This window comes from Arthrobacter sp. Y81 (genome assembly GCF_002929335.1).
Lineage (GTDB): Bacteria > Actinomycetota > Actinomycetes > Actinomycetales > Micrococcaceae > Arthrobacter.
In genome coordinates this window covers 1-21,028 of the sequence record NZ_PJIL01000035.1, presented here as the reverse complement: position 1 = coordinate 21,028, position 21,028 = coordinate 1, and the positions used below count along the sequence as shown (strand labels likewise).

Genomic DNA, 21,028 nt, shown 5'->3' with positions numbered 1-21,028 from the left:
CGTCCAGTACCAAGAGTGTCGGTTTAGTCTCGTCCATGCTTTTTCTCCTTGGGATGAACTTCGTCGTTCGCGGTGCTTGAAGGCCGAAAACCCGAAACGCGTTTCGGTCTTACGAATTAAAGTTTCGTCACTTCTGTATTCGGTGTCAAGGTCAGTCGTTCTCAGACCTTGTAGATTACGGCCTGAGTGGGTTTTGAGGCCTCGGTCCCATAGGAGCCACACTCGAGCCAGCTTCGTGCTGACGGCTCGTCATTCGAATCTGGGGAACTCGACGCACTACTCCAGCTCTTGTGTGCCGCGTGTTTCCGACGGACGCCCGCAGGTCGGCTTACCTGGCGTTTTTCCTGTCCACTGAGGACGCCCTTGCCCTCGGCGCACCCTGATTCGCGACCCGACGTCGTGGGTCCCACAGGGCGGTAATGGTTGCGCCGTGGATATCCCTCCACGCTCTCTAGCTCTGGCCGTTGCAGGGGCTTCAACGACTTCTAGGCGCCGACCCCATAAAGCGGCTCAGGCTGGACACGGAAAATCGGGATCGGTGATCCGCCTGCGGTGATGCCCGGGACGGCCCCCGGCGGGTGCGGAACCACCGGGTCCCCACAATGGCACACGAATCGGGACAACGAAGATTTTTCCCAATGACAGGCGCCTTCTGCTGGTGGTGAATAGCAGAATCAATCAAAGCTTGGTCGACGCTTCGCCAGGAACGCTCGCACACCTTCCGCGTAATCACTCGTGTCGAAAGATGAGTTGCGAATGTCGCGCGTTTCGTCGTCATCGTGGGTTTGGCCGCGGGTAACGCGGCGTACGAATTCCTTGCCCATCCGAACGCTGAACTGTGCGCGGCTGCTGATGGTTTCGGCAAATGCGTAGGTGGACGCCTCCAGGTCTCCCGGGCTCTTCATCTCGTCGAATAGGCCCAGGGACAGCGCCCGTTCTGCGGAAATCTGATCACCCGATAAGAGGATCCATTTTGCACGGGCGGGACCAACGAGATCCACAATCCGCTTGGTGGATTCGAGACTGTAGACAAGCCCCAGCTTGGCCGGCGTGATTGCAAATTGAGCTGTGGAGTCGGCGAACCGCAGGTCACAGGCGAGGGCGAGGCCAGCACCGCCGCCTATGCAATACCCGTGGATCATGGCAATGGTCGGCTTTTCCAAAGTTTCCAGCGAACGCTCGGCCGTGGCGACACGGTCGTTGTATCTTCGTGCGCTCACCGCGTTCCCACGCTCACGTCCGAATTCCCCTATGTCGGCACCGGAGGCGAAAGCCCGTTGCCCAGCCCCGCGCAGGATAATCACCTTAACAGAGGTGTCTGCGTCCAGCGCGGCAACGATTCCGGGTAGCTCTCCGTACATCCCCACGGTGAGGGCGTTATGGCGCTCAGGGCGGTTCAGCACTACGGTCGCTATCGATTGCTGCCGCTCCACAAGAATTTCTTCGGGCATGGGCTCTACTTCTCGCGTTGGGCGGCACAAGCGACCGAACCTCGGCCGTTATGTTCCATGTAATTCACAGGTATGCCATGTGCCAGAACTACCCTCCATGGGGTTCGCACGCCGCCCATGCCCTCAGTGGGTCAGGGGCAGGAAAGCACAGGGAGCAACCTCTTGCACAATCGCCAATAGTTAGATGAAAATCGCAACCCGGCCTAGGCGAGACGGCCTTCTTCCAGTGCGATGACCTCGGCTAGAGGTTTGTCAGGGATCGCATCTTCAGGCGCCCCGAGCTGTCGCGATATCAGCGATCCTGTCCGCGACATTGCAGCCAGGACCTGCGGGAGGCGGTCAGAGCCGAGCCTTCCCCGAGGGGCGGATACGTGGACGGCGGCTCCAACGGTGCCGGCGGCATCAAAAATCGGTGTAGCCAGGCCGACAATACCTTCAACGCTTTCGCCGTCGCTGACGCTGTAACCCCTAACGCGAATGGTTGCCAGCTCCTCCCGAAGGGAAGCACGATTCGTGACAGTAAAAGGGGTGAACTGCTCCAAAGCCGGCGATTTGAGTACCCGCGCTTCGAGGTCGGGGTTGTAAGCCGTGATGAGCTTGCCAACGCTGGAACCGTGCAACGGGCGCGGTCCGCCAAGCGTCATGACCACCGACAGGGTCTGCCCGGCCTCGTATCGGTCGGCGTAGACAACAGAGTTACCGCTGCGAAGCGCAAGGTACGTATTTTCGTTCAGCTCTTCACACAAGTCCATCAGGTAGGGGCGGCTGATCTGGCGAAGGTCTACAGAGTCGACAATCGAGAGAGCGAGGACGAGAGATCTTGGGCCCAGCAAGTACGTGCGCTGATCTGCCAGGCGCACGGCATCTATCTCGATCAGCGCCTGGAGAAGGTCATGGGCACTGCTCATTGGAACAGCGAGATCCTGGCAGATGCGCTTCAGCGGCGATCCCTCCTGATGATGTCCCAAATACTCAAGGATCTTCAGTGCTCGTTCCAGGCGCGCTGAGTGCATCGTCTCAAATCCTCTCGGGTGGTCTGCCAAGTCTCGCAGTTCAAGTCTGCCACGAAATCAGAACTCTGCCACGAAATCAGAACCGGAAACTCACTTCGCGTCTCCGAATATGGGTGGCCGACCGTCTTGACACGAGGTCACTGCGCGGCGTAGCTTCGAAGTACCGAAGTTGAAATCGTAAATGCGAATTCTGTCGGGAGTCGCCACGGAGTAGTGGCGCTAAGTCAAGGAGGACTTGTGTCCCTACATCTCATTTCGATCGGCGTTCTCGCGGCGATCTTTCTCCTCGGCACCCTTCGAAAGGTCAATCTGGGCGCCCTCGCCCTGGTGGCGACCTTCATGGTTGGGACCGTGGTATTCGGCCAAAGCACCTCAGCTGTGCTTAAGGGTTTCCCGGCCAATCTGTTCGTCATCCTCGTCGGTGTCACTTACCTGTTCGCCATCGCAAAGAGCAACGGCACCGTTGACTGGCTTGTCCAATGGTCCGTCCGCGCCGTGCGCGGCCACATTGCCGCTATTCCCTGGGTGATGTTCGTCCTTAGTGGCGTACTTGTAGGGCTCGGCGCGCTCAGCCCCGCCGCCGTGGCGATCATCGCTCCGATCGGAATGGCATTCGCGACGCGCTATCGCATCAACCCCCTCATGATGGGCCTGATGGTGGTGCACGGCTCTGCCGCAGGAAACTTCTCACCCCTCGGCGTTCTCGGTGTGATCACCAATGACATTGTCGAGCGCAGCGGGATTCCCGCCAGCCCGACATTGCTGTTCCTCAGTAACGCCGCCTTCAATCTGATGCTCGCTGCGGGGGTGTACCTCGTGTTGGGCGGAATGACTCTGATCCGCGAAGGACGGCGGGCCGGCGACAACGACACCGCGGATGAAGCTGATTCATCCGGCCTCGGCGGAGGATCGGGCGTAGGTGTTGCCACGCAGACCCTACCGGCGGTACGAACCCTGACGCTAAACCGGGACCGCACCATCACCGTGCTCGGAATGGTGAGCCTGGTCGTTGGCGCAGTGATCTTCAATCTTGACATCGGCCTGATGGCGATGTCCGTGGCAGTGCTCCTGTCGGTCCTGTCCCCCGAAAGCGCCAAAAATGTCCTGAGCCAGGTCAGCTGGGGTGTGGTGCTGCTGATCTGCGGCATCGTCACATACGTCGGCCTGCTTCAAGCGGTAGGCACCGTCGACTTCCTCAGCGACTCAATTGCCGGTATCTCGGCCCCCCTGTTCGCGGCCCTCATCATCTGTTTCATCGGGGCGATCGTCTCCGCCTTCGCCTCCACGACCGGAATCCTGGGCGCCCTGATCCCTCTCGCCATCCCGATGCTCCTCTCAGGAAACGTCGGCGCCATCGGAGTCATCGCCGCGCTGGCCATTTCCGCCTCGGTCGTTGACTCCAGCCCGTTCTCGACCAATGGTGCGCTCGTAGTGGCCAACGCGCCCGTAGAGAAACAGGACGCTATTTACCGTCAGCTGATGATCTGGGGCTTCGGCCTGGTCATCATCGCCCCGCTCCTCAGCTGGGCCCTACTGGTTTGGACGGGTTGGTGGTGACCATGAATCACTCTGAAACCATGAGTGGACCTCTCGACGGCGTACGCGTTATCGACCTCACTTCACGCCTTGGCGCCTACACAGGTCGGCTGCTCAGTGACCTGGGCGCAGAAGTGATCCGTGTCGAACCACCCGGCGGCGTACCAGAGCGGAGCCACGCACCCCTGACGGAAGACGGGCTCAGCTTTAGTTTCGCCTTCACCGAGGCCGGCAAGCAAAGCCTGGTTGCCGATTCAACCGATACCAGTAACGCCGTGCAGCTCGAGCATCTTCTCAGTACCGCTCAAATGCTGTTGACAAGCGAAGGCCCCGCCCTCCTTCGTGCCAGAGATATGAGCCCGGAAGATGTGACCAACAGGCACCCCGGGCTGGTGCACGTGTCGATCAGCCCGTTCGGTTTGACCGGACCATACGCAGACCGGCCGGCAAGCGACCTGACCCTGCTGGCCGCAGGTGGCCTGCTTGGACTGGCCGGAGATCCGGACCGGGAGCCCCTGAGGGCCTGGGGAAACCAGACGTCTGTGATCGCTGGAGTTCATGCCGCCACGGCAGCCCTCATCGCGCTCCTGTCGCTCGAATCGACCGGACGCGGGCAAGTTGTTGATCTTTCGGTACAGGAAGCGGTAGCTCATTCGCTGGAAAACGCCGCTCAATATCTGGATCTGGAGGGCGTCGTACGCCACCGGGTCGGCGCCGGCCCTGCAGAAGCAGGCACCGGGCTCTTTAAATGCGCTGACGGATGGGTGTATCTGGTCGGCGGCCTCGGCGGCCGCCCGCTGGCATGGGAATCCATCATCGAGTGGCTTACCGACCAGGGCATTGAAGAAGCACGAACCCTTGATGCCGATAAGTGGCAGGAACGGACCTGGCGGCGGAGCCGCGAAGGAAGCACGGCATTCCGGCGAATCTTTGAGAAATTCGCGGTCACACGAACAAAGCAGGAGCTGTACGAATCAGGTCAGGGCCGGGGCATCAGCGTCGCCCCGGTGGCGACACCTGAAGACCTGATCAACGACCCACAGCTCGTTGCCCGCGACTTCTTCCGCACCATCGATGTCGGCGGGAATAAGTTGGGCTTCCCCGGCTCACCGTACCGTTTCGCCAACGCGTACGTCGGGCCCCGGTCCGGGCCACCCTCGCTGGGCAGCACCAGCGCCGCCAAGCTCAGTACACCAGCCGGGCCAGGATACGAAAGGACACCAGCATGAGCAACGACTTCCCCCTCGAGGGCATAAGGGTCGCCGACTTCACCTGGGTCGGCGCTGGCCCGTTCCTTACCAAACCGTTGGCTGACCACGGGGCCGACGTCATCAAAATTGAATCCACCACAAGAACAGATCCAATCCGCTCGATGGCTCCCTTCCGGGACGGGGAGGCTGGCGTCAATCGCAGCGGGTACTTCGCCAACCGCAACTCGAGCAAACGCTCGATATGTTTGGATCTCAAGCATGCAGACGGGAACCGGCTCGCGCTCGAACTGATCGCAAAGTGCGATGTCGTCGCCAATAATTACACTCCCGGAACCATGGAACGACTGGGCCTTGGCTACGACACGGTCAGCAAGCTCCGCCCGGACATCATCTACCTCGACATGCCGATGCAGGGCAACAGTGGACCGCACCGCGACTACCGGGGCTACGGATTGACCATCGCGGCCGCCGGCGGACTGTTCGGGCTCTCCGGGTACCCGGACCGGCTCCCCGTGGGTACCGGCACCAACTATCCCGATCATGTTCCCAACCCCCTTCATGGGGCCATCGCAGTGCTCGCAGCGCTGCGGAACCGGCGCCGAACCGGGCGGGGGGAACACATCGAACTTGCCCAGCTGGAATCCACCGTCAACGCCATCGGACCGGCGCTGTTGGCAGCCTCGGCGGGACAGCAGACCGAACGCGCTGCCAACGATGACCCGGTTGCTGCCCCGCACGGTGTGTATCGCTGCGCAGGCGAAGACAAATGGTGCGCCATCGCTGTCTTCACGGACGAGCAGTGGACCTCCCTGGCCTCCGCCCTGGGTGCGCCACAACGGGCGAGCCAGCCAGATCTGGCCAGCGCCGAGGGCCGCCGAAACGCCAGACGTGAGCTGGACGTTCTGATCAACTCTGCGACATGCGCCTGGGATGCTGAGGTGCTTGCTGCCACCCTGACCAAAAGAGGCGTTCCGGCTTCCGCCGTGCTGGACGCCGACGCACTACTGAACCGCGATCCACAACTGCGCGCCCGCAATCACTGGATCCGGCTCGATCATCCGGTGATGGGACCGAGCATCTATGACGGTATTCCCTACCGGCTTTCCCGAACCCCCGGCCGGCTCCGCGGCCCGGCTCCTCTTCTTGGCGCTGACACCCGGGACGTGTGCCTGGACCTGCTCGGAATGGACCCGGAAACATTTGATTCACTACACCAGCAAGGAGTCGTTGGCTGACATGACGATCGAGACAGAACGGCAAGGTAAGACCTTCATTATCCGGATCAACCGGCCGGAAGCGCTTAACGCACTGGACGTGGACTCCATGCGTGCATTCAACCAGGAGCTGCGCCGGTTCCGCGATGACCCCGACCTGATGGTCGCGGTGATCACCGGAACAGGTGAGCGGGCATTCTGTACAGGAGCAGACCTCAAGCGCACGTTGCCCCCGGAAGCCTCCTTCGCTGAAGCCTACTTCCACTCCTATGAACGCAGCGTCGATGAAGGCCTCTATGTCCGGGCGATAACAATTAGCGAACTTGAGATCAATAAACCCCTGATCGCTGCGGTCAACGGGCACGCCCTGGGCGGCGGCACGGAGATCGCGCTGGACTGTGACCTGCGCATCGCCAGCGACAACGCGACCTTCGGACTACCCGAACCCCGGTGGGCAAGCGTCCCGGCTGTGGGAGGCGTATCGAAGTTACTGCGGGCCGTCCCCAAGGCCGTTGCCATGAAAATGATCCTCACCGGTGACCGCATAGACGCGGCCGAAGCTCACCGTATCGGGCTGGTCAGCGATGTCGTCCCTGCTGAGAAGCTACTGGACCATGCATTGGAGATCGCGGAACGTATCACCGCCAACGGCCCTTTGGCCATCAAGAGCCTCAAAACTCTCGCGATGCGAACGGAGGATCTTTCACTGAGCAAGTCAGTGGAACTCGAACAGCTGCTGTGGGGCCTTCTACGGGACACCAAAGACCGGGTTGAAGGCCGAACTGCCTTCGCCGAACGGCGCACACCGCAATACCAAGGCCGCTAGAGACTACGAAACCAGGAAGAAGGAAGACATTTTGACCACGCACACATCGCACACCCCGACCTTGGTCGGAGGGGAATGGATCCATCAGGACGGCGATCACACGGCCCTGATGATTACCAAATGCCACGACTGTGGCAGCACCTGGTTCCCGCCCAGGGAAATCTGCTCAAGGTGCGCATCCGGAAACGTCGAACAGGCACTCACCGGCGACCGCGGCACCGCCTACGCCTCGACCGTCGTACGCATCGGCCCGGCTGCATTCAAGCCGCCATACGTTCTGGCCTACGTGGACCTCGACGGAACCCGCCTCCTCGCCCACGTCGATACCGACGAGGCACTCGCTCCGAATACCCCCGTGGAGTTGAGGGTGGGAGCCATAGGCGAGGACGAGAACGGGCCCTTGTCTTCATATGTCGTCGCCAAAGTCACTGAAGTGACCACACCCGGAGACGCGCGATGAGGCCGGTGTATGTGGCAGGCGCCGCGGTTCATCCCTTCGGCAAGCACTTGGGCGTCAATGCCGCAGAACTCGGCTACCGTGCCGTCCGGGAGCTCCTGACAACCACCGGGATCAGCCCCGAACAGGTCGATGCCGGCTACGGCGGGTCGACTTACGGCGGTTCGCTTCTTGCTCAGCGTGTCCTCCAGCGGGTAGGGGTGTCCGGGCCTCCTGTTTATACCGTCGAAAATGCCTGTGCCAGCGGGGCCTCCGCGGTCCATCTCGCATGGCAGGCTATTGCCGGTGGATTCGCCGACTGCGTGATTGCTTTTGGAACCGAAAACCTGTCGGGGTTTGGAGGCGGAACTCTTCCACTGACGACCAATGACATCGAAATCTCGCAGGGCATGGTGATGACCGCCGCGTACGCCATGCGGGCGCAGCGCTATCTGCATGACTTCGGCGCAACAGTCGATGACCTGACCCGGGTATCAATAAAAAACCGCCGCAACGGCGCACTGAACCCGCGCGCCCACTTCCAAAAGCCGATCAGCGCTGAGGACGTAGAACAGTCACGCCCCGTGGCCGATCCCTTGAGGCTCTTGCACTGCTGCCCCAACAGCGATGGAGCCGCGGCAGTCCTGCTGTGCTCGGAAGAATTCGCCAAACAGCTCACCACACCGAGCATACGCATGCGGGCCAGTGTCGTGCGCTCAGGCGACTTTCACACCTCATATCGGGACATGACCTGGCCGGATATCACCGCCCGAGCGGCAAAAGCTGCCTATGAGATGGCGGATATCAAACCCACCGACCTGGATCTCGTGGAACTCCATGACGCCTTCAGCGTGGCCGAATTCCTGCACACCGAGGCGCTTGGCATCGCCGACCGGGGCCAGGCGTATAAGGCCACAGCAAGAGGAGAATTCGACCGGGACGGGCGGGTAGCTATCAGCCCCAGCGGCGGACTGCTCTCGCGTGGACACCCCGTCGGAGCTACCGGCGTGATCCAGATCTGCGAATCCTACTGGCAGCTGACCGGTGAAGCCGGCGACCTGCAGGTGCCAGGAGCAGAGGTAGCCCTCACCCATGTAACCGGCGGCGGGATCTTCGGCGTCGATAACGGCGCCTGCTCAATACACATTCTCACCACGACGTGAACAAGGACCAACGACCAATGACTGACACACAACCGCGGAGCCCCAAGCTGGCAGTCCTCGCCTCCCCCGGAAGCCCCACCGCCGCGGCAATAGCCGACAGGCTGAGCTCGGGTGGGTGGGCTGTAAAGGCAATCAGCGGAAACTCGGATCAGAGGGAAATCGATGCACTCCTGGCGGGCCAGGACGCTATCGACGGGCTGATCTATGAACCAGGTCTGCTCGACGGCGGCGAAGGCGTCAATACGGTAAGCGTCGTGGGCAACCTACTAAACCTGGTTGAGCAGCTACGCCCTCACCTTCGTACCCGCGCGGAAGGCGGGGCACGGATCGTCTCGATCAGCAGCCGCGACGGGCTCGGTTGGCCCGACCGCCCACACATTGCCGGCGCCGCTGGAGCACTCGTCGCCGTCTCCCGCAGCCTGGCCCTGCAGCTCGGCCCAGCTGGCGTCACAGTGAACGTGGTGGCTGCTCTCCCTCCTGAGGGCAGCAAGCTTCGGGATGCGGGCCGACCTGCCGGAACACACCTGCGCGAACCAAAGGCCCTCACACCAGCCCCCGTCACAACGGAAGACATCGCAAGCACCACTGAATTCTTCCTCGATACCCGCAGCGGCTACATCACGGGCCAGGTGCTGTACTGCTGCGGAGGCGCGAGTTTGCTCTCGAGCCTCTCCGTCTGACAAGCATGGCGAAAAGACAGAACCTCACTATCAACAAAGGACTATTCTCATGGGACTAAACGGAAAGGTCGCAGTGATCACTGGGGCCGCGAGCGGCATCGGTCTGGCAGTGGCCGAAGACTTCGCGGCGGGCGGAGCCAAAGTTGTCATCGCCGACATTGCAGGCGACCGCGCAGCAGAGGCAGCCGAACGGATTACGAGCAACGGGGGTACAGCAATCGGCCTGGCCGTGGACGTCACGGACCGTGAAGGGGTCCAGGCTCTCTTTGAACAGACGGAAGCGGAACTGGGGCCGGTGGACATTCTGGTAAACAACGCCGGGATCAGCATCGACCGCGGTGTGCGCCGGATAACTGACGAAGAATGGCAGCGCACGATTGCTATCAACCAAACGGGTGTCTTTCTCTGCTCTCAGGCCGCCGCCACGAGCATGATCCCCCGCAGGACAGGACGGATCATCAACGTTTCATCCCGCGCCTGGCTCGGCTGGTTCGGCCAGCTCGCCTACTCATCGTCCAAAGGGGGAGTGGTATCAGCCACCAGATCTTTGGCGATCGAACTAGCCAAGTACGGGATCACGGTTAACTGTCTGGCGCCCGGCCTGATTGATACACCCCTGCTGCGCAGGGAGCCGCAAGAGGTCATGGACCGGCTCCTCCAAGCCCAACCCATGGGATCCCTCGGCGCAGCCAGTGATGTGGCATGGGCGGCGCGGTTTTTCGCTGATCCGAGTAACCATGCTGTCACCGGTCAAATCCTCTACGTTTGCGGCGGAAAGAGTCTCTACGCACAACCAGCCGGTAGCTAACGGGTCACTGCGATGAAGGCCATACCGCCCTCACACCCTGGCCGTCGTGCCACGACGATGGCCAGTTCCACAACCGTAGCGGTAGTCCTCCCAGTATTCCTCGTAGGAGGACTTGGCGTGCAATTGGAGCAGGACCTGGGCATGACGCCCGAGGTCCTGGGCGCCACCGCCGCTTCCTACTGGGGGATATCGGCCCTCCTGTCCACGACGGGCGGACATTTTGCCCAGCGACTCGGCTTTAGAAAGGGGATGCTACTGTCCGCAACCTTGGGCATGACATCGCTCCTGGGCATTGCCATCCTGACCCCGCACTGGTCATGGCTCTTCCTATGGATGGGCATCGCAGGGGCCTCCACGGCACTGGCACACCCGGTTTCAAACAGTCTCATCGTCCACCAGGTTGCGCCGAGGAACCGAGCGTTTGCCTTTGGCCTCAAACAGGCCGCAATACCGGCAGCAACATTTGTTGCTGGCATCTCAGTACCAGTCTTGGCGCTAACCCTCGGGTGGAGGTGGGCGTTCGGTGTTGCATCTGTGTTCGCTATCCTCTTTCTCCCCATACTCTTCCGCGTCGTACCACGGGTCCCTGCAGCAACTGTCTGGCGGGCAGGGCCCGGGTCAACGAAAACAAGACTTCCCCGGCCCCTGAAGTTGTTCCTGTTAACAACAGCGATAACAGCAGCTCTGGGCTCTGCCCAAGCCACTGCGTTAGGCGCTTTTACCGTCATTTCCGCCTCGCGCGCCGGCTTTGATATCGCGACCGCGGGGCTCCTCCTGGGACTAGGTAGCGCAGCGGGATGCCTTGTACGCCCGTTGGCAGGGTTTGCGGCTGACAGGGGAATCGGCGGATCCATGGCAACCGTTGCCGCGATGCTGGCAGTTGGGTTCGCTGGTTTGCTCGCCATGGCCTCGGGTAACAAGGCGGTCTTCGCCGTCGGTTGTGCCTTGGCCTTCGGCTTCGGATGGGGCTGGAACGGTCTGGTCCATTTCGTCGTCTCTCGGAGGTCACGTCCGTTCACTGCCCACGCCACCGGAATAGCACAATGCGGAACCTACATCGGCGGAACCGTCGGCCCATTCGCATTCGGGCTTGTCTTTTCCAACTACGGCTCAATTACAGCCTGGGTCGCGGCGGCTGCAGTGGCCGGTATCGGCGCCATCGCCGCCCTCCTCGCCTACCGATTCGAAAGGCTCTTGCCGGACAGCGCAGAATCGAGCTGAGGGACCAAGACGGCAGGGCATGAACGGTCGACTTCAGTGCAGTATGACGGTCAAACACGACTACATAAATCAAACAGCCAGGAGGAATACGTGAAGAAATGTCTTCATGCCGCTCAACTACCCATCAACTAATCGTTGAAGATTCTGAGTTAATCGTTGAAGATTCTGAGGCCTTGCAGGCGCAGCTGGAAGCTGCTGCTGCGGCGGCGCAAGTACACGCCATGAAAGAACGAGCGTTGGGCATACTGGTCACGCAAACTTCATTCAGCAACTTCACCATTGAGTTGAGCCGCGCAGTGCCTTATGAGCAGACCATGGAATGCCGGAATTTCGAGAGATATTCCTAGGGACCGGCTTGGTCTGGTGACAGATACAGGCACTTGGGAGCGTCCTGCCCGTGGGGAACCGTGTGGCTTCACCGCCCGCGGGCGCCGGCAAGACCGTGCGGTGGAAGACCGCATTGAACGCCTTCGCCTTCACTTTCAACGACCGATTCCCGGCACCCTAAGGCTACTGAATGAAACCGCCGGCTACGACAGGTTCGGCCGCGGTCTGCAAGCAGCCCAATCCCATCGCAGTCCCACCCAGCGCTGCGACCAACCGCACCATCTGATAGCAAAGCGACGTGCCCGCAACGCCTAACCAACAAATTCCAGTCGAGGTACGTCCTCTCCCACCTCGAATTACAGGTCGTACACCCGAATCTGTTCCAACTGTCAGAGCGACTGATCTTGACATGTGAACGGAAAGTGACGAAACTTACATTCGTATCCTCGAATCCTGATCCGGGTTCTCGGTAAATGAGCACCATTGAACAACGAAGTTCATCCCAAGGAGAAGAATCAACATGGACAAGACTAAACCGACACTCTCGGTACTGGATTGGGAGGGAAAAATCAGCACTGCACCTGCCAAGGACACGTCAATCTACGCGGTGGAGCTCACCGGGTGTACCCGGCAGTTCCCCACGCCCGGGGGTGAGACCTACTTCGCCGTTCGCGACATCAACCTTAAGGTCGTGCCCGGCCGGTTTGTCTCGATTGTCGGTCCCACCGGTTCCGGCAAGTCCACCATCCTTAACATGGCGGCGGGGCTGCTGAACCCGAGCGCTGGCAGCGTGAGGAGCTTCGGTGAACCGGTGATCGGTGTTAATCGCCGGGCCTCTTATATGTTTCAGCAGGACCCCCTACTGCCGTGGAAGACGGTGATTGATAACGTGAGCCTCGGCTTGACGATGGCCGGGGTCTCGAAGGCCGAAGCCTATTCGGAGGCACGGCGCTGGCTCGAGAAGGTGGGGCTCAAGAATTTCGCGGACCGCTATCCGCACCAGCTCAGCGGCGGCATGCGCAAGCGCACAGCCATCGCGCAGGCCTGGATCGTCAACCCGGACGTGCTGCTCATGGACGAACCATTTTCAGCACTAGACGTGCAGACCCGGCAGATCATGGAGAACGAACTCCTTCAGCTGTGGCAGGAATCCGGCAAGGCCGTCGTCTTCATCACCCACGACCTGGACGAAGCCATCGCGCTTTCCGATGAAGTGGTGATCCTCGGGGCGGGTCCCGGAAGCACCGTGGTGGGAAGCTACGAAATCGATATCCCGCGCCCCCGCGACCTGCTCGACATCCGTGATGACCCGCAGTTCGTGGCCCTGCACCGCGAGATCTGGGGCAGGTTGAAGATCGAAGTTTCAAAGACGTACCAAACGGCAATGGCGGAAGAGGGTGATGTCGCGTGACTCTCGTGGGATCAAAGAAAAACGGGCTACCGGCGTTGGACGGCGGCGCGCGGCGGCGTACGCGCAGGACGGAGATGTCCCCGCTGGCGATGCGAAGCACGCAACTCCTCCTCACCATCGCGGTCCTCGGCGCCTGGGAGCTTTCCGTGCGGGCCGGGATCGTGGACGAATTTTTCTTCCCGCTTCCGTCAGATATCTTGCAGACCGTCTGGGTCTGGGTGTCCTCCGGATTCGTCTTCCCGCATCTGTGGGTGACCATGCAGGAAGCCATCCTTGCCTTTCTAGTGGGTGCCGCCGTCGGCCTCCTCCTGGGTTTCGTCCTGGCGAGGGTGCGCTTCCTCGAGCGTCTGTTGGACCCGTTCCTGCAGATGTTCAATGCCCTCCCCCGCGTCGTGCTGGCCCCGATCTTCCTACTCTGGTTCGGCCTGGGCATCTGGTCCAAGGTGGCGTTCGGCTTCACGCTCGTGTTCTTCATCGTCTTCTTCAACACCCTCGAGGGGGTCAAGAGCGTTGACCGGGTGCTGGTGGACAACGCCCGGATGCTCGGGGCATCCGAGAAGCAGCTCCTCCGCCACGTATTCATCCCCAGCGCCCTGACCTGGATCTTCTCCAGCCTGCACATCAGCGTGGGCTTTGCCATCACAGGTGCGGTTGTGGGCGAATACCTTGGAGCGTCCGCCGGCGTCGGCTACGCGATCGCCCAGGCCCAGGGCGTCTTCGACACCCAGGGCGTCTTCGCCGGGATGTTCATCCTGATGATCGTAGTCCTCATTATCGACCTCCTCGTCAACCGGCTGGAGCGGCACCTGCTCCGCTGGCGCCCCGTGCAGTCTTCCTAGACGAATCAGCCGGACCCGGACCGTCCAATCGTCCTAAGCCACCAAGAAGCGCCGGGCGTCTCGGAGCTGAAACCAATCCATCATCACTGCCTAGAAGGGACCCCCGATGACACAGAACGAAAACCGGCAAAGGCGCCGGAGCCTCATCCGGCCGCTTACCCTCATTGCCTCCGTTGCGCTGGCCCTGTCTGCCTGCGGCGCTCCGGCCGCGGCACCTCCCGGTCAGTCTGGCAGCGCGGCGGCCGGTGGTGCCGGCAGCTCCAGCGTAATCATTGGCATTGGTGGCCAGACGCTCCTGACGTACCTCCCCGTGACGCTCGCTCAGGAGCTCGGCTACTACCAGGAGGAAGGCGTGACCGTCGACCTCCAGGACCTCCAGGGTGGATCGAAGGCGCTGACGGCCATGATCGGCGGCAGCACGCACGTGACAAGCGGATACTACGAGCACACAATCCAGATGCAGGCAAAGAACCAGAAGGTTAAGGCCTTCGTTGACATGGGCGAGTCCTCCGGCCTTGCCTTGCTCGTGGCGCCCAAGAATGAGGGCAATATCAAGTCCATCGCAGATCTCAAAGGCAAGAACGTTGGCGTGACGTCGCCCGGGTCTTCCACGGACATGTTCGTCAAGTTCCTGCTGGCCAAGAACGGGATGCAGCAGACGGATGCCGCGATATCCGCCATCGGTGCCGGCTCCTCGGCCGTTGCCGCCATGGAGCAGGGCCAGGTCGATGCCGCTGTGATGCTCGAACCTGACATCTCCGTGCTGACCAAGCGGATCGGACATGATCCGGTGATTCTTGAGGATGTCCGCTCGGCTGACGGACTCAAGGAAGTCTTCGATACCGATGCATGGCCCTCGTCCAGCCTCTACGCCAAGACCGAATGGCTGGACCAGAACAAAGAGACGGCAGGCAAGCTGGCCAAGGCCATCAAGCGGACCCTGGAATTCATCGACGGGCATTCCGGGGAGGAGATCGCCGCAAAGATGCCCGAGAAATTCGCCGGCGGCGACAAGGCTCTTTACGCCAAGGTGATCGAGGACCTGAAGAAGACGCTCAGCAAGGACGGCACCTTCACCGACGACGGCGTCCAAGCCGTGCTGGAAACCCAGCGGGTGGCCAACTCCGAGGTCGGAAACAAAGACATCAAGCTGCAGGAAACCTACACGAACGAGTTCGTGAGGTAGCCCCGTGTAACAGGCGGGCCGGTCATTCGCAAAGGATGGCAGGCCCGCCTCTTACACTGGCATGAGCCGCCTAAGGCTTGGTACTCCTTTAGCTGTCCTACCAGTGGGATGGTCGCGCTCCATTCTGTGCAACAGGCGGTTTCGGTACCCTCTGAGCGTCGGCCTCTACTGCCCGGGTACACGTTCGGCTGACAAACCGGGAGGCTCGCGGTACCCGCTCACGCAGGCTCCCAGCCTGCCGCAATGGCGGTTGTCTGCGAATTCTCACCCGAACCTTGGGGCCTACTACGGTGTGATCGACGAGGAGTACCAGCCGCACGAGTTCGCGTCCCGTTGGCTTGAAGTCCGTTTCCGGACATTCACAGGCTGAAACGGCCAGCGCGCAGTACGACGAGGACGGGCACGAGCGTTTCAGCATCGATCTGGCCGGGGTTGGCCCGGTATGCTGCCGGCTATCGGTGGCAAGGCGCCGTCCTCACTGCCGGCTATCGGTGGCAAGGCGCCGTCCTCACTGCCGCCGAACTGCTGATGCCGGCGGGTTCTGCTTGACGACGGCGGCCTACCGCGCGGTAGTTGGACCTGGACGGGCTTGCCGCCACGCTCGAGGCCATGCCGCGGTCAGAATTATCCGTCATACCGGGCCCATCCAAACCTGTCACAGCCACCGCCTGGAACGGCCCGTCGCCCTCTCTGAAATACGGGGTGTAGGCGCGATCCTTTTTGGCACCAGCCGGGGTCTCTTCCGACAAGGGGTACAGCGACGCCAGCCACGTCGACGACGCCCCAAATCTCTGCACCCTGACTCTAGCCGTCCACACCGGCCCGTTCGAACGCCGACGCCAGTTCGAACTCAGTGGGTAGGGTACTGACCTATGGAGGTGAATCTCAAACCCAAGAACTGATTTCAGTTGCTTGACCCGTCTCTTTTGGGATTCAGCTACGGCTGCCGTGGATTAGCTTCGTTGAAGGCGGCGGTAGACGAAAGTCAGGGCAGCTATGGACGTTGCCGCCAGTATGGCGGCGAAGACGGTTGCACCTGTTCCGAGGCCGACGGAGTCTATGAGGAATCCGGTAGCGACGGGGATGAGTCCGGCCGGTATGTATCCGCCGATATTGAGAATGGAATTCGCCTCGGCGCGGTAAGTACCAGGCACCTGTGTGCCGATGAGGGTGAGCCCGCCAAGCTGTCCGAGCCCCTGTCCGGCGCCGGCTAGGGCCGCGGAGATGACGAGGAATGCTGCCAGCGAGGCATTGACTGCGATCACCAAGGTAATCATCCCGGCAATGCTGGCCACGGAACCCAGCATGAAGATCGTCCGGACGTGGAGCCTGCTGACGGCGAACTGCACCCCGGTAGCAGTGAGGAACATGACGCTGGCCATGCTGCCGGCAGTGAGGGGGTTGCTGACGTTGAGCAGATTTGCGAGCAGGGAAGGCCCGAGGGAGAGCACAAAGGAGGTGGCGGTGATGCCGGGCGCGAACACTGCGATGCCGTATGCCAGCTGCAGCCGGTATTGGTGAGGCACCTGTGGCAGCCGCCACGGGCCTTTCGTAGCGTTCTCATGTGCTGCCCTTTTGTGATAGCTCTTCAGGGGAAGTGCGCAGGCAACGATGAGCGCGCTGGCAAGAATGATCAGCTCGCTTGTGAACAGCGGCAGGACCGGGTCAGGAAGGATTTGAGCGAAGGTGCCTGCAAGCAGTGGGCCGAGGCCCGCACCAAGAACCATGGCGACGGATGCGGCGAGCGAGGCCTGCCTTTTCCGGGTGGACCCGCCCAAGTCGACTACCGCCGCCATTCCAGCCGACACGATCACGCCGACGGCGATCCCCGTGAGGAACCGCGCGAGTCCAAGAAGGAGGACGGAATCGGCGATGACGAAAAGGGCACAGGCTACGATCGCCAGTACGAGGCCGGGTATCAGGACGGGTTTGCGCCCCAATCGGTCCGCGAGTTTGCCGGCCACCAGAAGTGTCAGCAGCAGGCCCGCGATATATGCGGCGAAAATCAGCGTCAAAGTCCCGGCGGAGAATCCCAGCTGCGCCTGCCAGCGAATGTAGAGCGGGGTTGGTGAATTCGAGAGCGCAAAGACCGCCGCCACGAGGAACGCGGCCGAAATCATCTGCCGCCGTTTGGGCTGCTGAGGCGGCGCGCCGGATTGCCCTGTCACCCTGTCGGTGTTGGCGGTCATGGTCATGGAACACTCCCGTGTAGTTGTACGAGTTTTCTCGAACAGAGTATCAGTTTGATAAAACTCGTACAAGAGGTATGTTTGTGCCATGGCAATGCCCAATTCCACGAGTTCCCGTACTAAAGGCCCCGCTGAACTGCCAGACCTACTTCCGGAACCCGCCACGGAGGAGCTGAAGCTCGAAACCGTCTTTGCGGCATTGGCCGACCCCTTGAGGCTCACTATTGTCCGAAAGCTCATGCTCGAGTCCGAAGCCTACGACCACACCTGCGGGTGGTTCGGATTCGACCGCCCTAAATCATCACTCACCCACCACTTTCGCACCCTCCGTGACGCAGGCCTCATCCACCAACGCCAATATGGCCTGGAGCGGCGCAGCAGACTCCGCGCAGAAGATCTCAACATGCGCTTCCCCGGACTGCTCGAGTTAATCCGCGCCTGGCAACCACCCAGCAACGTCTGAGCGGTCAGGCCTCGGCTGTACGCGCCCCGTTGCCCACCAGCATCATCTTCAGCAGGATGGACCCTGCCGCATAAGCCGGGTCCTTTGCCTCGTGCGGCCGGCTAGCCGGCCGCAAGGCGGAGACGGATCTCCCGCCGCTTTACGGCATGCAATATGGGCCTACGTCGCGCCGCCTCCGAACCAGCGATCAATCGCCATCAGGTCAAGATTGGGAAGCTTCAACCCCAACGGTGGGTCGCGTGTCTTGCCATTGATCCGGTGATTTCGAGAATGCGGCCTGAGCGAATTCATTCAGCCCCTGTAATCAGGGTGCACGCCGAATCCGACCTCCCGGTCGTCGCGGACCAGAAGCCTAATTTGTGTACCGCACGTTGCCTCCCCTTTGAGTATTCGGCCCAGAAAGACAGGGCACTCTCGAAACTGTATCCGCATCTGCGAAATCGGCTATGGAGACTATGGAGGCTAAGGGTCGTGATGTCAAGTGGCTTCAGCGAACCCTTGACAGTCAGACATGACGTGGGGCACACTCGATTTTATTCGCATTTGCGAATATCACTTCGGACTGGCGTCGGAGTTCACACTCTAAAGCTCCTCGTCGCCGAACCTCAACTGTCGCTACACCCTAATCTTCGAGGCTTTATGTCCCCTGAATTGATATCGATCACCGTACTGATCGCTCTGTTCCTAATTGGAACCATCCGATCCGTGAACATGGGTGTTCTCGGCTTCGTGGCCGCCTTCGCGGTAGGCATCCCCGTAGTGGGAATGACGAACAAGGAAGTAATCGCGGGCTTTCCGGGAGAACTGTTCCTGGCTCTGCTGGGTCTTACTTTCCTCTTTGGTTTCGCCCAAATCAGCGGAAGCATTGACCTGCTGGTGCAATGGAGCCTGAAATTGGTCCGCGGCAAAGTCGCCGCGTCCCCTTGGGTGTTTTTTGCACTGGCAACCCTGCTGATGTCCGTCGGCGCGGTCTTCTCTGTCGCCATCATTGCTCCGTTGGCCATCCCGTTCGCCCGCCGCTACAAGATCAACCAACTCATGATGGGCATGATGGTGGTCCACGGGGCCCTTGCCGGCGCGTTCTCCCCAATTAGCGTCTACGGCGCCTTCATCGACAGCTATCTCACGAAAGCCGGCCTCCCGACCGATCCCCTCGTGCTCTTCTTCGCACCCCTGGTTTTCAACACTGTTGTCGCCGCAGTCCTGTACTTCGTCATGGATGGCCACAAGGCCAAGGGTCTGATGATCAACGGCAAAGGCCTTGACAAGGGCGTCGCCGCATCCGGCGGCCCTGCTGTGGCGACTAGGAATCCCGGCGGGGCATCGTCACACCCTTCAGGGGGAGGCGTCGCCGTCGCGGCCCCCACCCGGCCACAGGCCGATCCTGGGTTCCGGCCGTCAGTATCCCATCCGAAGCCCACCCTGTACCAAATGGTTACGCTGGCCGCCTTGGCCGCCTTGGCAGTGGGAACCGTCGCCTTCGATATGGACATCGGCGTCCTCTCAATGAGCCTCGCCTTGGTCCTGGCCATCATCAACCCACCGGCTGCTAAGAACGCAATGAACAAAGTCAGCTGGCCTACAGCCGTACTAGTTTGCGGCATCCTCACGTTTATCAACGTCCTGCAGACGGCCGGCACCGTTGAATTTGTCAGCTCCGGCATTTCGAGCATTGGCATCCCCCTTCTCGCCGCCATGTTGCTCTGTTATCTTGCAGGCGTCACTTCGGCAGTTGCTTCTTCGTTGGGTATCATCAGTGTCGCCATCGCATTGGCCGTGCCGTTCCTGGAGTCCAGCACCATCAATCCCATCGCATTTGTGGCGGCCCTGGCGATAGCTGCCACCGTCGTGGACGTCAGCCCCTTCTCAACAAACGGAGCACTTGTCCTCGCCAACGTCCATGAGGACGACAGGGACAAGTTCTACCGCCAGATGCTGGGTTATGCAGGAATTGTCGTTGCCGCCGGCCCCGGACTCGCATGGCTAGCAATTATGGTTCCCAGCTCGCTCTGAGTGGCAAGCGCTTACCGTCTCACCCTCTTGACCTAAGCACATTTTGTTGCCCTGACCAAGTAGCAGCACCAGAGGCCGACTGCGGATATCGCAGTCGGCCTCTGGCGCTGTCCCTTGCTCTGCACGTCAGGCAGGAAGGCGGAGCCCCGGTTTGCCGTGTTGTAGTGCGACCAGCGCTACTGCAGCAGACACACGTCTTGGCCTTGTGAGCAGAAACGTCTTGGCCTTGTGAGCAGAAACGTCTTCGCCTTGTGAGAGGAGTGAAACCAGAACCAGCTCCCCCTCGCCGGTTGGTCCTATCTAAAGGCTTGCTCATCAGGCCGACTTCTAGAGGGGGATCACTGCTAGCTCAGATGCCGAGATCAACGGTTGCCGGGAGCCGATAGTTGTGACTAAAGCTTGCGCCCGGAAGTGGAAGGCTGGAGGGGTTCCCAAGCACACAGCCGGAGCTCAAGCTCCTCCCCCGCCTTCGTGCGGCAGACGGAAGGTCAATTGTCGGCGTTGCAGAAGGAGCCTTGGAAAGGCCCGGGCCAGCCCTTGCGGAGAGAGTCGGGATCCCTACCGCAGCAACGATTGAAGGATGTTCTCAACTTCAGAGACCTCCCCGAGAATGCGGCGGCACATCACATCTCGCCGCCCCGCGTCGGCGCGCCACAATTTCGTATCTAAGCGCGTAACCTGCCGCGAATGAAGTGGATGACCAAGACGACCACGGCGATGACCAAAAGTATGTGAATTAACCCGCCGCCTATGTTTCCGAGCAGGCCGAGAAGTCAGAGAACTGCGATAACGATAGCTATCCAAAGCAGCCTAAGAGTCTCCTTTAATTCCCCGCCAAAATCGTGTGGTACGTAACACCATATGTCAGGATCGGGTTGTTGCAAATGGCAAGCCGATAAGGCATTAAACACCTTCCGATCGGCAGCCTGAAGCTTTTTCGGCACCTCAACGCCAGGCGCCTAGGTGTATTGTCCACGGACGTTAGGAACGTGCGGCGTGGTTAGGTGACAAAAAGAAGACCTCCGAGTGGAGTGGGGCTTG

The 21,028-nt window shown here is 60.8% G+C and carries 19 protein-coding genes; 15 read left to right on the top strand and 4 right to left on the bottom strand.

Going from position 1 to position 21,028, the window contains the following annotated elements; genetic code table 11:
- Positions 1–674: 674 nt before the first annotated feature.
- Together CXQ91_RS23675 and CXQ91_RS23670 are read right to left on the bottom strand one after the other, a co-directional pair.
- Positions 675–1,451 (bottom strand): enoyl-CoA hydratase/isomerase family protein, encoded by a 777-nt coding sequence (locus tag CXQ91_RS23675; protein WP_104176297.1) that lies wholly within the window; start codon positions 1,449–1,451, stop codon positions 675–677.
- 203 nt (positions 1,452–1,654) lie between these two features.
- Complete coding sequence (locus tag CXQ91_RS23670) at positions 1,655–2,464, bottom strand: IclR family transcriptional regulator (protein WP_104176296.1); 810 nt, start codon at positions 2,462–2,464, stop codon at positions 1,655–1,657.
- Positions 2,465–2,701: 237 nt separating this feature from the next.
- Between CXQ91_RS23670 and CXQ91_RS23665 the strand changes: the two genes are divergently transcribed.
- From CXQ91_RS23665 to CXQ91_RS23605, 13 genes are all read left to right on the top strand, one after another.
- A complete protein-coding gene (locus tag CXQ91_RS23665) occupies positions 2,702–4,021 on the top strand; it encodes an SLC13 family permease (RefSeq protein WP_104176295.1) in 1,320 nt (439 codons plus the stop codon).
- Positions 4,003–5,229 carry a CaiB/BaiF CoA-transferase family protein gene (locus tag CXQ91_RS23660; protein WP_146072428.1) on the top strand — a complete coding sequence of 409 codons (1,227 nt, stop codon included), beginning with the start codon at positions 4,003–4,005 and terminating at the stop codon, positions 5,227–5,229. Before CXQ91_RS23665 ends, CXQ91_RS23660 begins: the two co-directional genes overlap by 19 nt.
- Complete coding sequence (locus tag CXQ91_RS23655; RefSeq protein WP_104176293.1) at positions 5,226–6,446, top strand: CaiB/BaiF CoA-transferase family protein; 1,221 nt, start codon at positions 5,226–5,228, stop codon at positions 6,444–6,446. Before CXQ91_RS23660 ends, CXQ91_RS23655 begins: the two co-directional genes overlap by 4 nt.
- Position 6,447: 1 nt before the next feature.
- Positions 6,448–7,251, top strand: coding sequence for an enoyl-CoA hydratase/isomerase family protein (locus CXQ91_RS23650; RefSeq protein WP_104176292.1), 804 nt, complete (start codon positions 6,448–6,450; stop codon positions 7,249–7,251).
- Positions 7,252–7,282: 31 nt separating this feature from the next.
- Complete coding sequence (locus tag CXQ91_RS23645; protein WP_258074248.1) at positions 7,283–7,711, top strand: Zn-ribbon domain-containing OB-fold protein; 429 nt, start codon at positions 7,283–7,285, stop codon at positions 7,709–7,711.
- An 11-nt stretch (positions 7,712–7,722) separates the two neighbouring features.
- Positions 7,723–8,850 carry a thiolase family protein gene (locus CXQ91_RS23640; RefSeq protein WP_258074247.1) on the top strand — a complete coding sequence of 376 codons (1,128 nt, stop codon included), beginning with the start codon at positions 7,723–7,725 and terminating at the stop codon, positions 8,848–8,850.
- A gap of 17 nt (positions 8,851–8,867) precedes the next feature.
- On the top strand, positions 8,868–9,530 hold the full coding sequence (locus CXQ91_RS23635) for an SDR family oxidoreductase (RefSeq protein WP_104176290.1): 663 nt from the start codon (positions 8,868–8,870) through the stop codon (positions 9,528–9,530).
- A 73-nt stretch (positions 9,531–9,603) separates the two neighbouring features.
- Complete coding sequence (locus CXQ91_RS23630) at positions 9,604–10,338, top strand: SDR family NAD(P)-dependent oxidoreductase (RefSeq protein WP_258074246.1); 735 nt, start codon at positions 9,604–9,606, stop codon at positions 10,336–10,338.
- A 12-nt stretch (positions 10,339–10,350) separates the two neighbouring features.
- Positions 10,351–11,559, top strand: coding sequence for a nitrate/nitrite transporter (locus tag CXQ91_RS23625; RefSeq protein ID WP_104176288.1), 1,209 nt, complete (start codon positions 10,351–10,353; stop codon positions 11,557–11,559).
- A 98-nt stretch (positions 11,560–11,657) separates the two neighbouring features.
- Positions 11,658–11,906: a hypothetical protein gene (locus CXQ91_RS23620; protein ID WP_104176287.1), complete on the top strand. Its 249-nt coding sequence runs from the start codon at positions 11,658–11,660 to the stop codon at positions 11,904–11,906.
- Between the two features lie 500 nt (positions 11,907–12,406).
- The gene (locus CXQ91_RS23615; RefSeq protein ID WP_104176286.1) at positions 12,407–13,297 is read left to right on the top strand and encodes an ABC transporter ATP-binding protein; all 891 of its coding nucleotides are present in this window, start codon (positions 12,407–12,409) and stop codon (positions 13,295–13,297) included.
- 5 nt (positions 13,298–13,302) lie between these two features.
- The gene (locus CXQ91_RS23610; RefSeq protein WP_219816602.1) at positions 13,303–14,136 is read left to right on the top strand and encodes an ABC transporter permease; all 834 of its coding nucleotides are present in this window, start codon (positions 13,303–13,305) and stop codon (positions 14,134–14,136) included.
- Positions 14,137–14,242: 106 nt separating this feature from the next.
- Positions 14,243–15,322 carry an ABC transporter substrate-binding protein gene (locus tag CXQ91_RS23605; protein ID WP_104176284.1) on the top strand — a complete coding sequence of 360 codons (1,080 nt, stop codon included), beginning with the start codon at positions 14,243–14,245 and terminating at the stop codon, positions 15,320–15,322.
- 953 nt (positions 15,323–16,275) lie between these two features.
- On the opposite strand, the gene CXQ91_RS23600 is transcribed toward CXQ91_RS23605, so the two are convergent.
- Complete coding sequence (locus CXQ91_RS23600) at positions 16,276–17,517, bottom strand: MFS transporter (RefSeq protein ID WP_219816601.1); 1,242 nt, start codon at positions 17,515–17,517, stop codon at positions 16,276–16,278.
- A gap of 82 nt (positions 17,518–17,599) precedes the next feature.
- Between CXQ91_RS23600 and CXQ91_RS23595 the strand changes: the two genes are divergently transcribed.
- Entirely contained in the window at positions 17,600–17,974 is a 375-nt protein-coding gene (locus CXQ91_RS23595) for a helix-turn-helix transcriptional regulator (RefSeq protein WP_219816600.1), read from the top strand.
- Between the two features lie 639 nt (positions 17,975–18,613).
- Positions 18,614–19,987 (top strand): SLC13 family permease, encoded by a 1,374-nt coding sequence (locus CXQ91_RS23590; RefSeq protein ID WP_104176283.1) that lies wholly within the window; start codon positions 18,614–18,616, stop codon positions 19,985–19,987.
- A 665-nt stretch (positions 19,988–20,652) separates the two neighbouring features.
- Here CXQ91_RS23590 and CXQ91_RS23585 read toward each other — a convergent pair.
- The gene (locus CXQ91_RS23585; RefSeq protein WP_258074249.1) at positions 20,653–20,751 is read right to left on the bottom strand and encodes a lmo0937 family membrane protein; all 99 of its coding nucleotides are present in this window, start codon (positions 20,749–20,751) and stop codon (positions 20,653–20,655) included.
- Positions 20,752–21,028: the final 277 nt, after the last annotated feature.

Bases quoted from the DNA above. Each gene is read 5' to 3' on its own strand.
- CXQ91_RS23615 (WP_104176286.1), top strand. From the start codon at position 12,407: ATGGACAAGACTAAACCGACACTCTCGGTACTGGATTGGGAGGGAAAA.
- CXQ91_RS23635 (WP_104176290.1), top strand. From the start codon at position 8,868: ATGACTGACACACAACCGCGGAGCCCCAAGCTGGCAGTCCTCGCCTCC.
- CXQ91_RS23675 (WP_104176297.1), bottom strand. From the start codon at position 1,451: ATGCCCGAAGAAATTCTTGTGGAGCGGCAGCAATCGATAGCGACCGTA.
- CXQ91_RS23600 (WP_219816601.1), bottom strand. From the start codon at position 17,517: ATGACCATGACCGCCAACACCGACAGGGTGACAGGGCAATCCGGCGCG.
- CXQ91_RS23625 (WP_104176288.1), top strand. From the start codon at position 10,351: ATGAAGGCCATACCGCCCTCACACCCTGGCCGTCGTGCCACGACGATG.
- CXQ91_RS23650 (WP_104176292.1), top strand. From the start codon at position 6,448: ATGACGATCGAGACAGAACGGCAAGGTAAGACCTTCATTATCCGGATC.
- CXQ91_RS23620 (WP_104176287.1), top strand. From the start codon at position 11,658: ATGTCTTCATGCCGCTCAACTACCCATCAACTAATCGTTGAAGATTCT.
- CXQ91_RS23605 (WP_104176284.1), top strand. From the start codon at position 14,243: ATGACACAGAACGAAAACCGGCAAAGGCGCCGGAGCCTCATCCGGCCG.
- CXQ91_RS23670 (WP_104176296.1), bottom strand. From the start codon at position 2,464: ATGCACTCAGCGCGCCTGGAACGAGCACTGAAGATCCTTGAGTATTTG.
- CXQ91_RS23590 (WP_104176283.1), top strand. From the start codon at position 18,614: ATGTCCCCTGAATTGATATCGATCACCGTACTGATCGCTCTGTTCCTA.
- CXQ91_RS23655 (WP_104176293.1), top strand. From the start codon at position 5,226: ATGAGCAACGACTTCCCCCTCGAGGGCATAAGGGTCGCCGACTTCACC.
- CXQ91_RS23595 (WP_219816600.1), top strand. From the start codon at position 17,600: ATGGCAATGCCCAATTCCACGAGTTCCCGTACTAAAGGCCCCGCTGAA.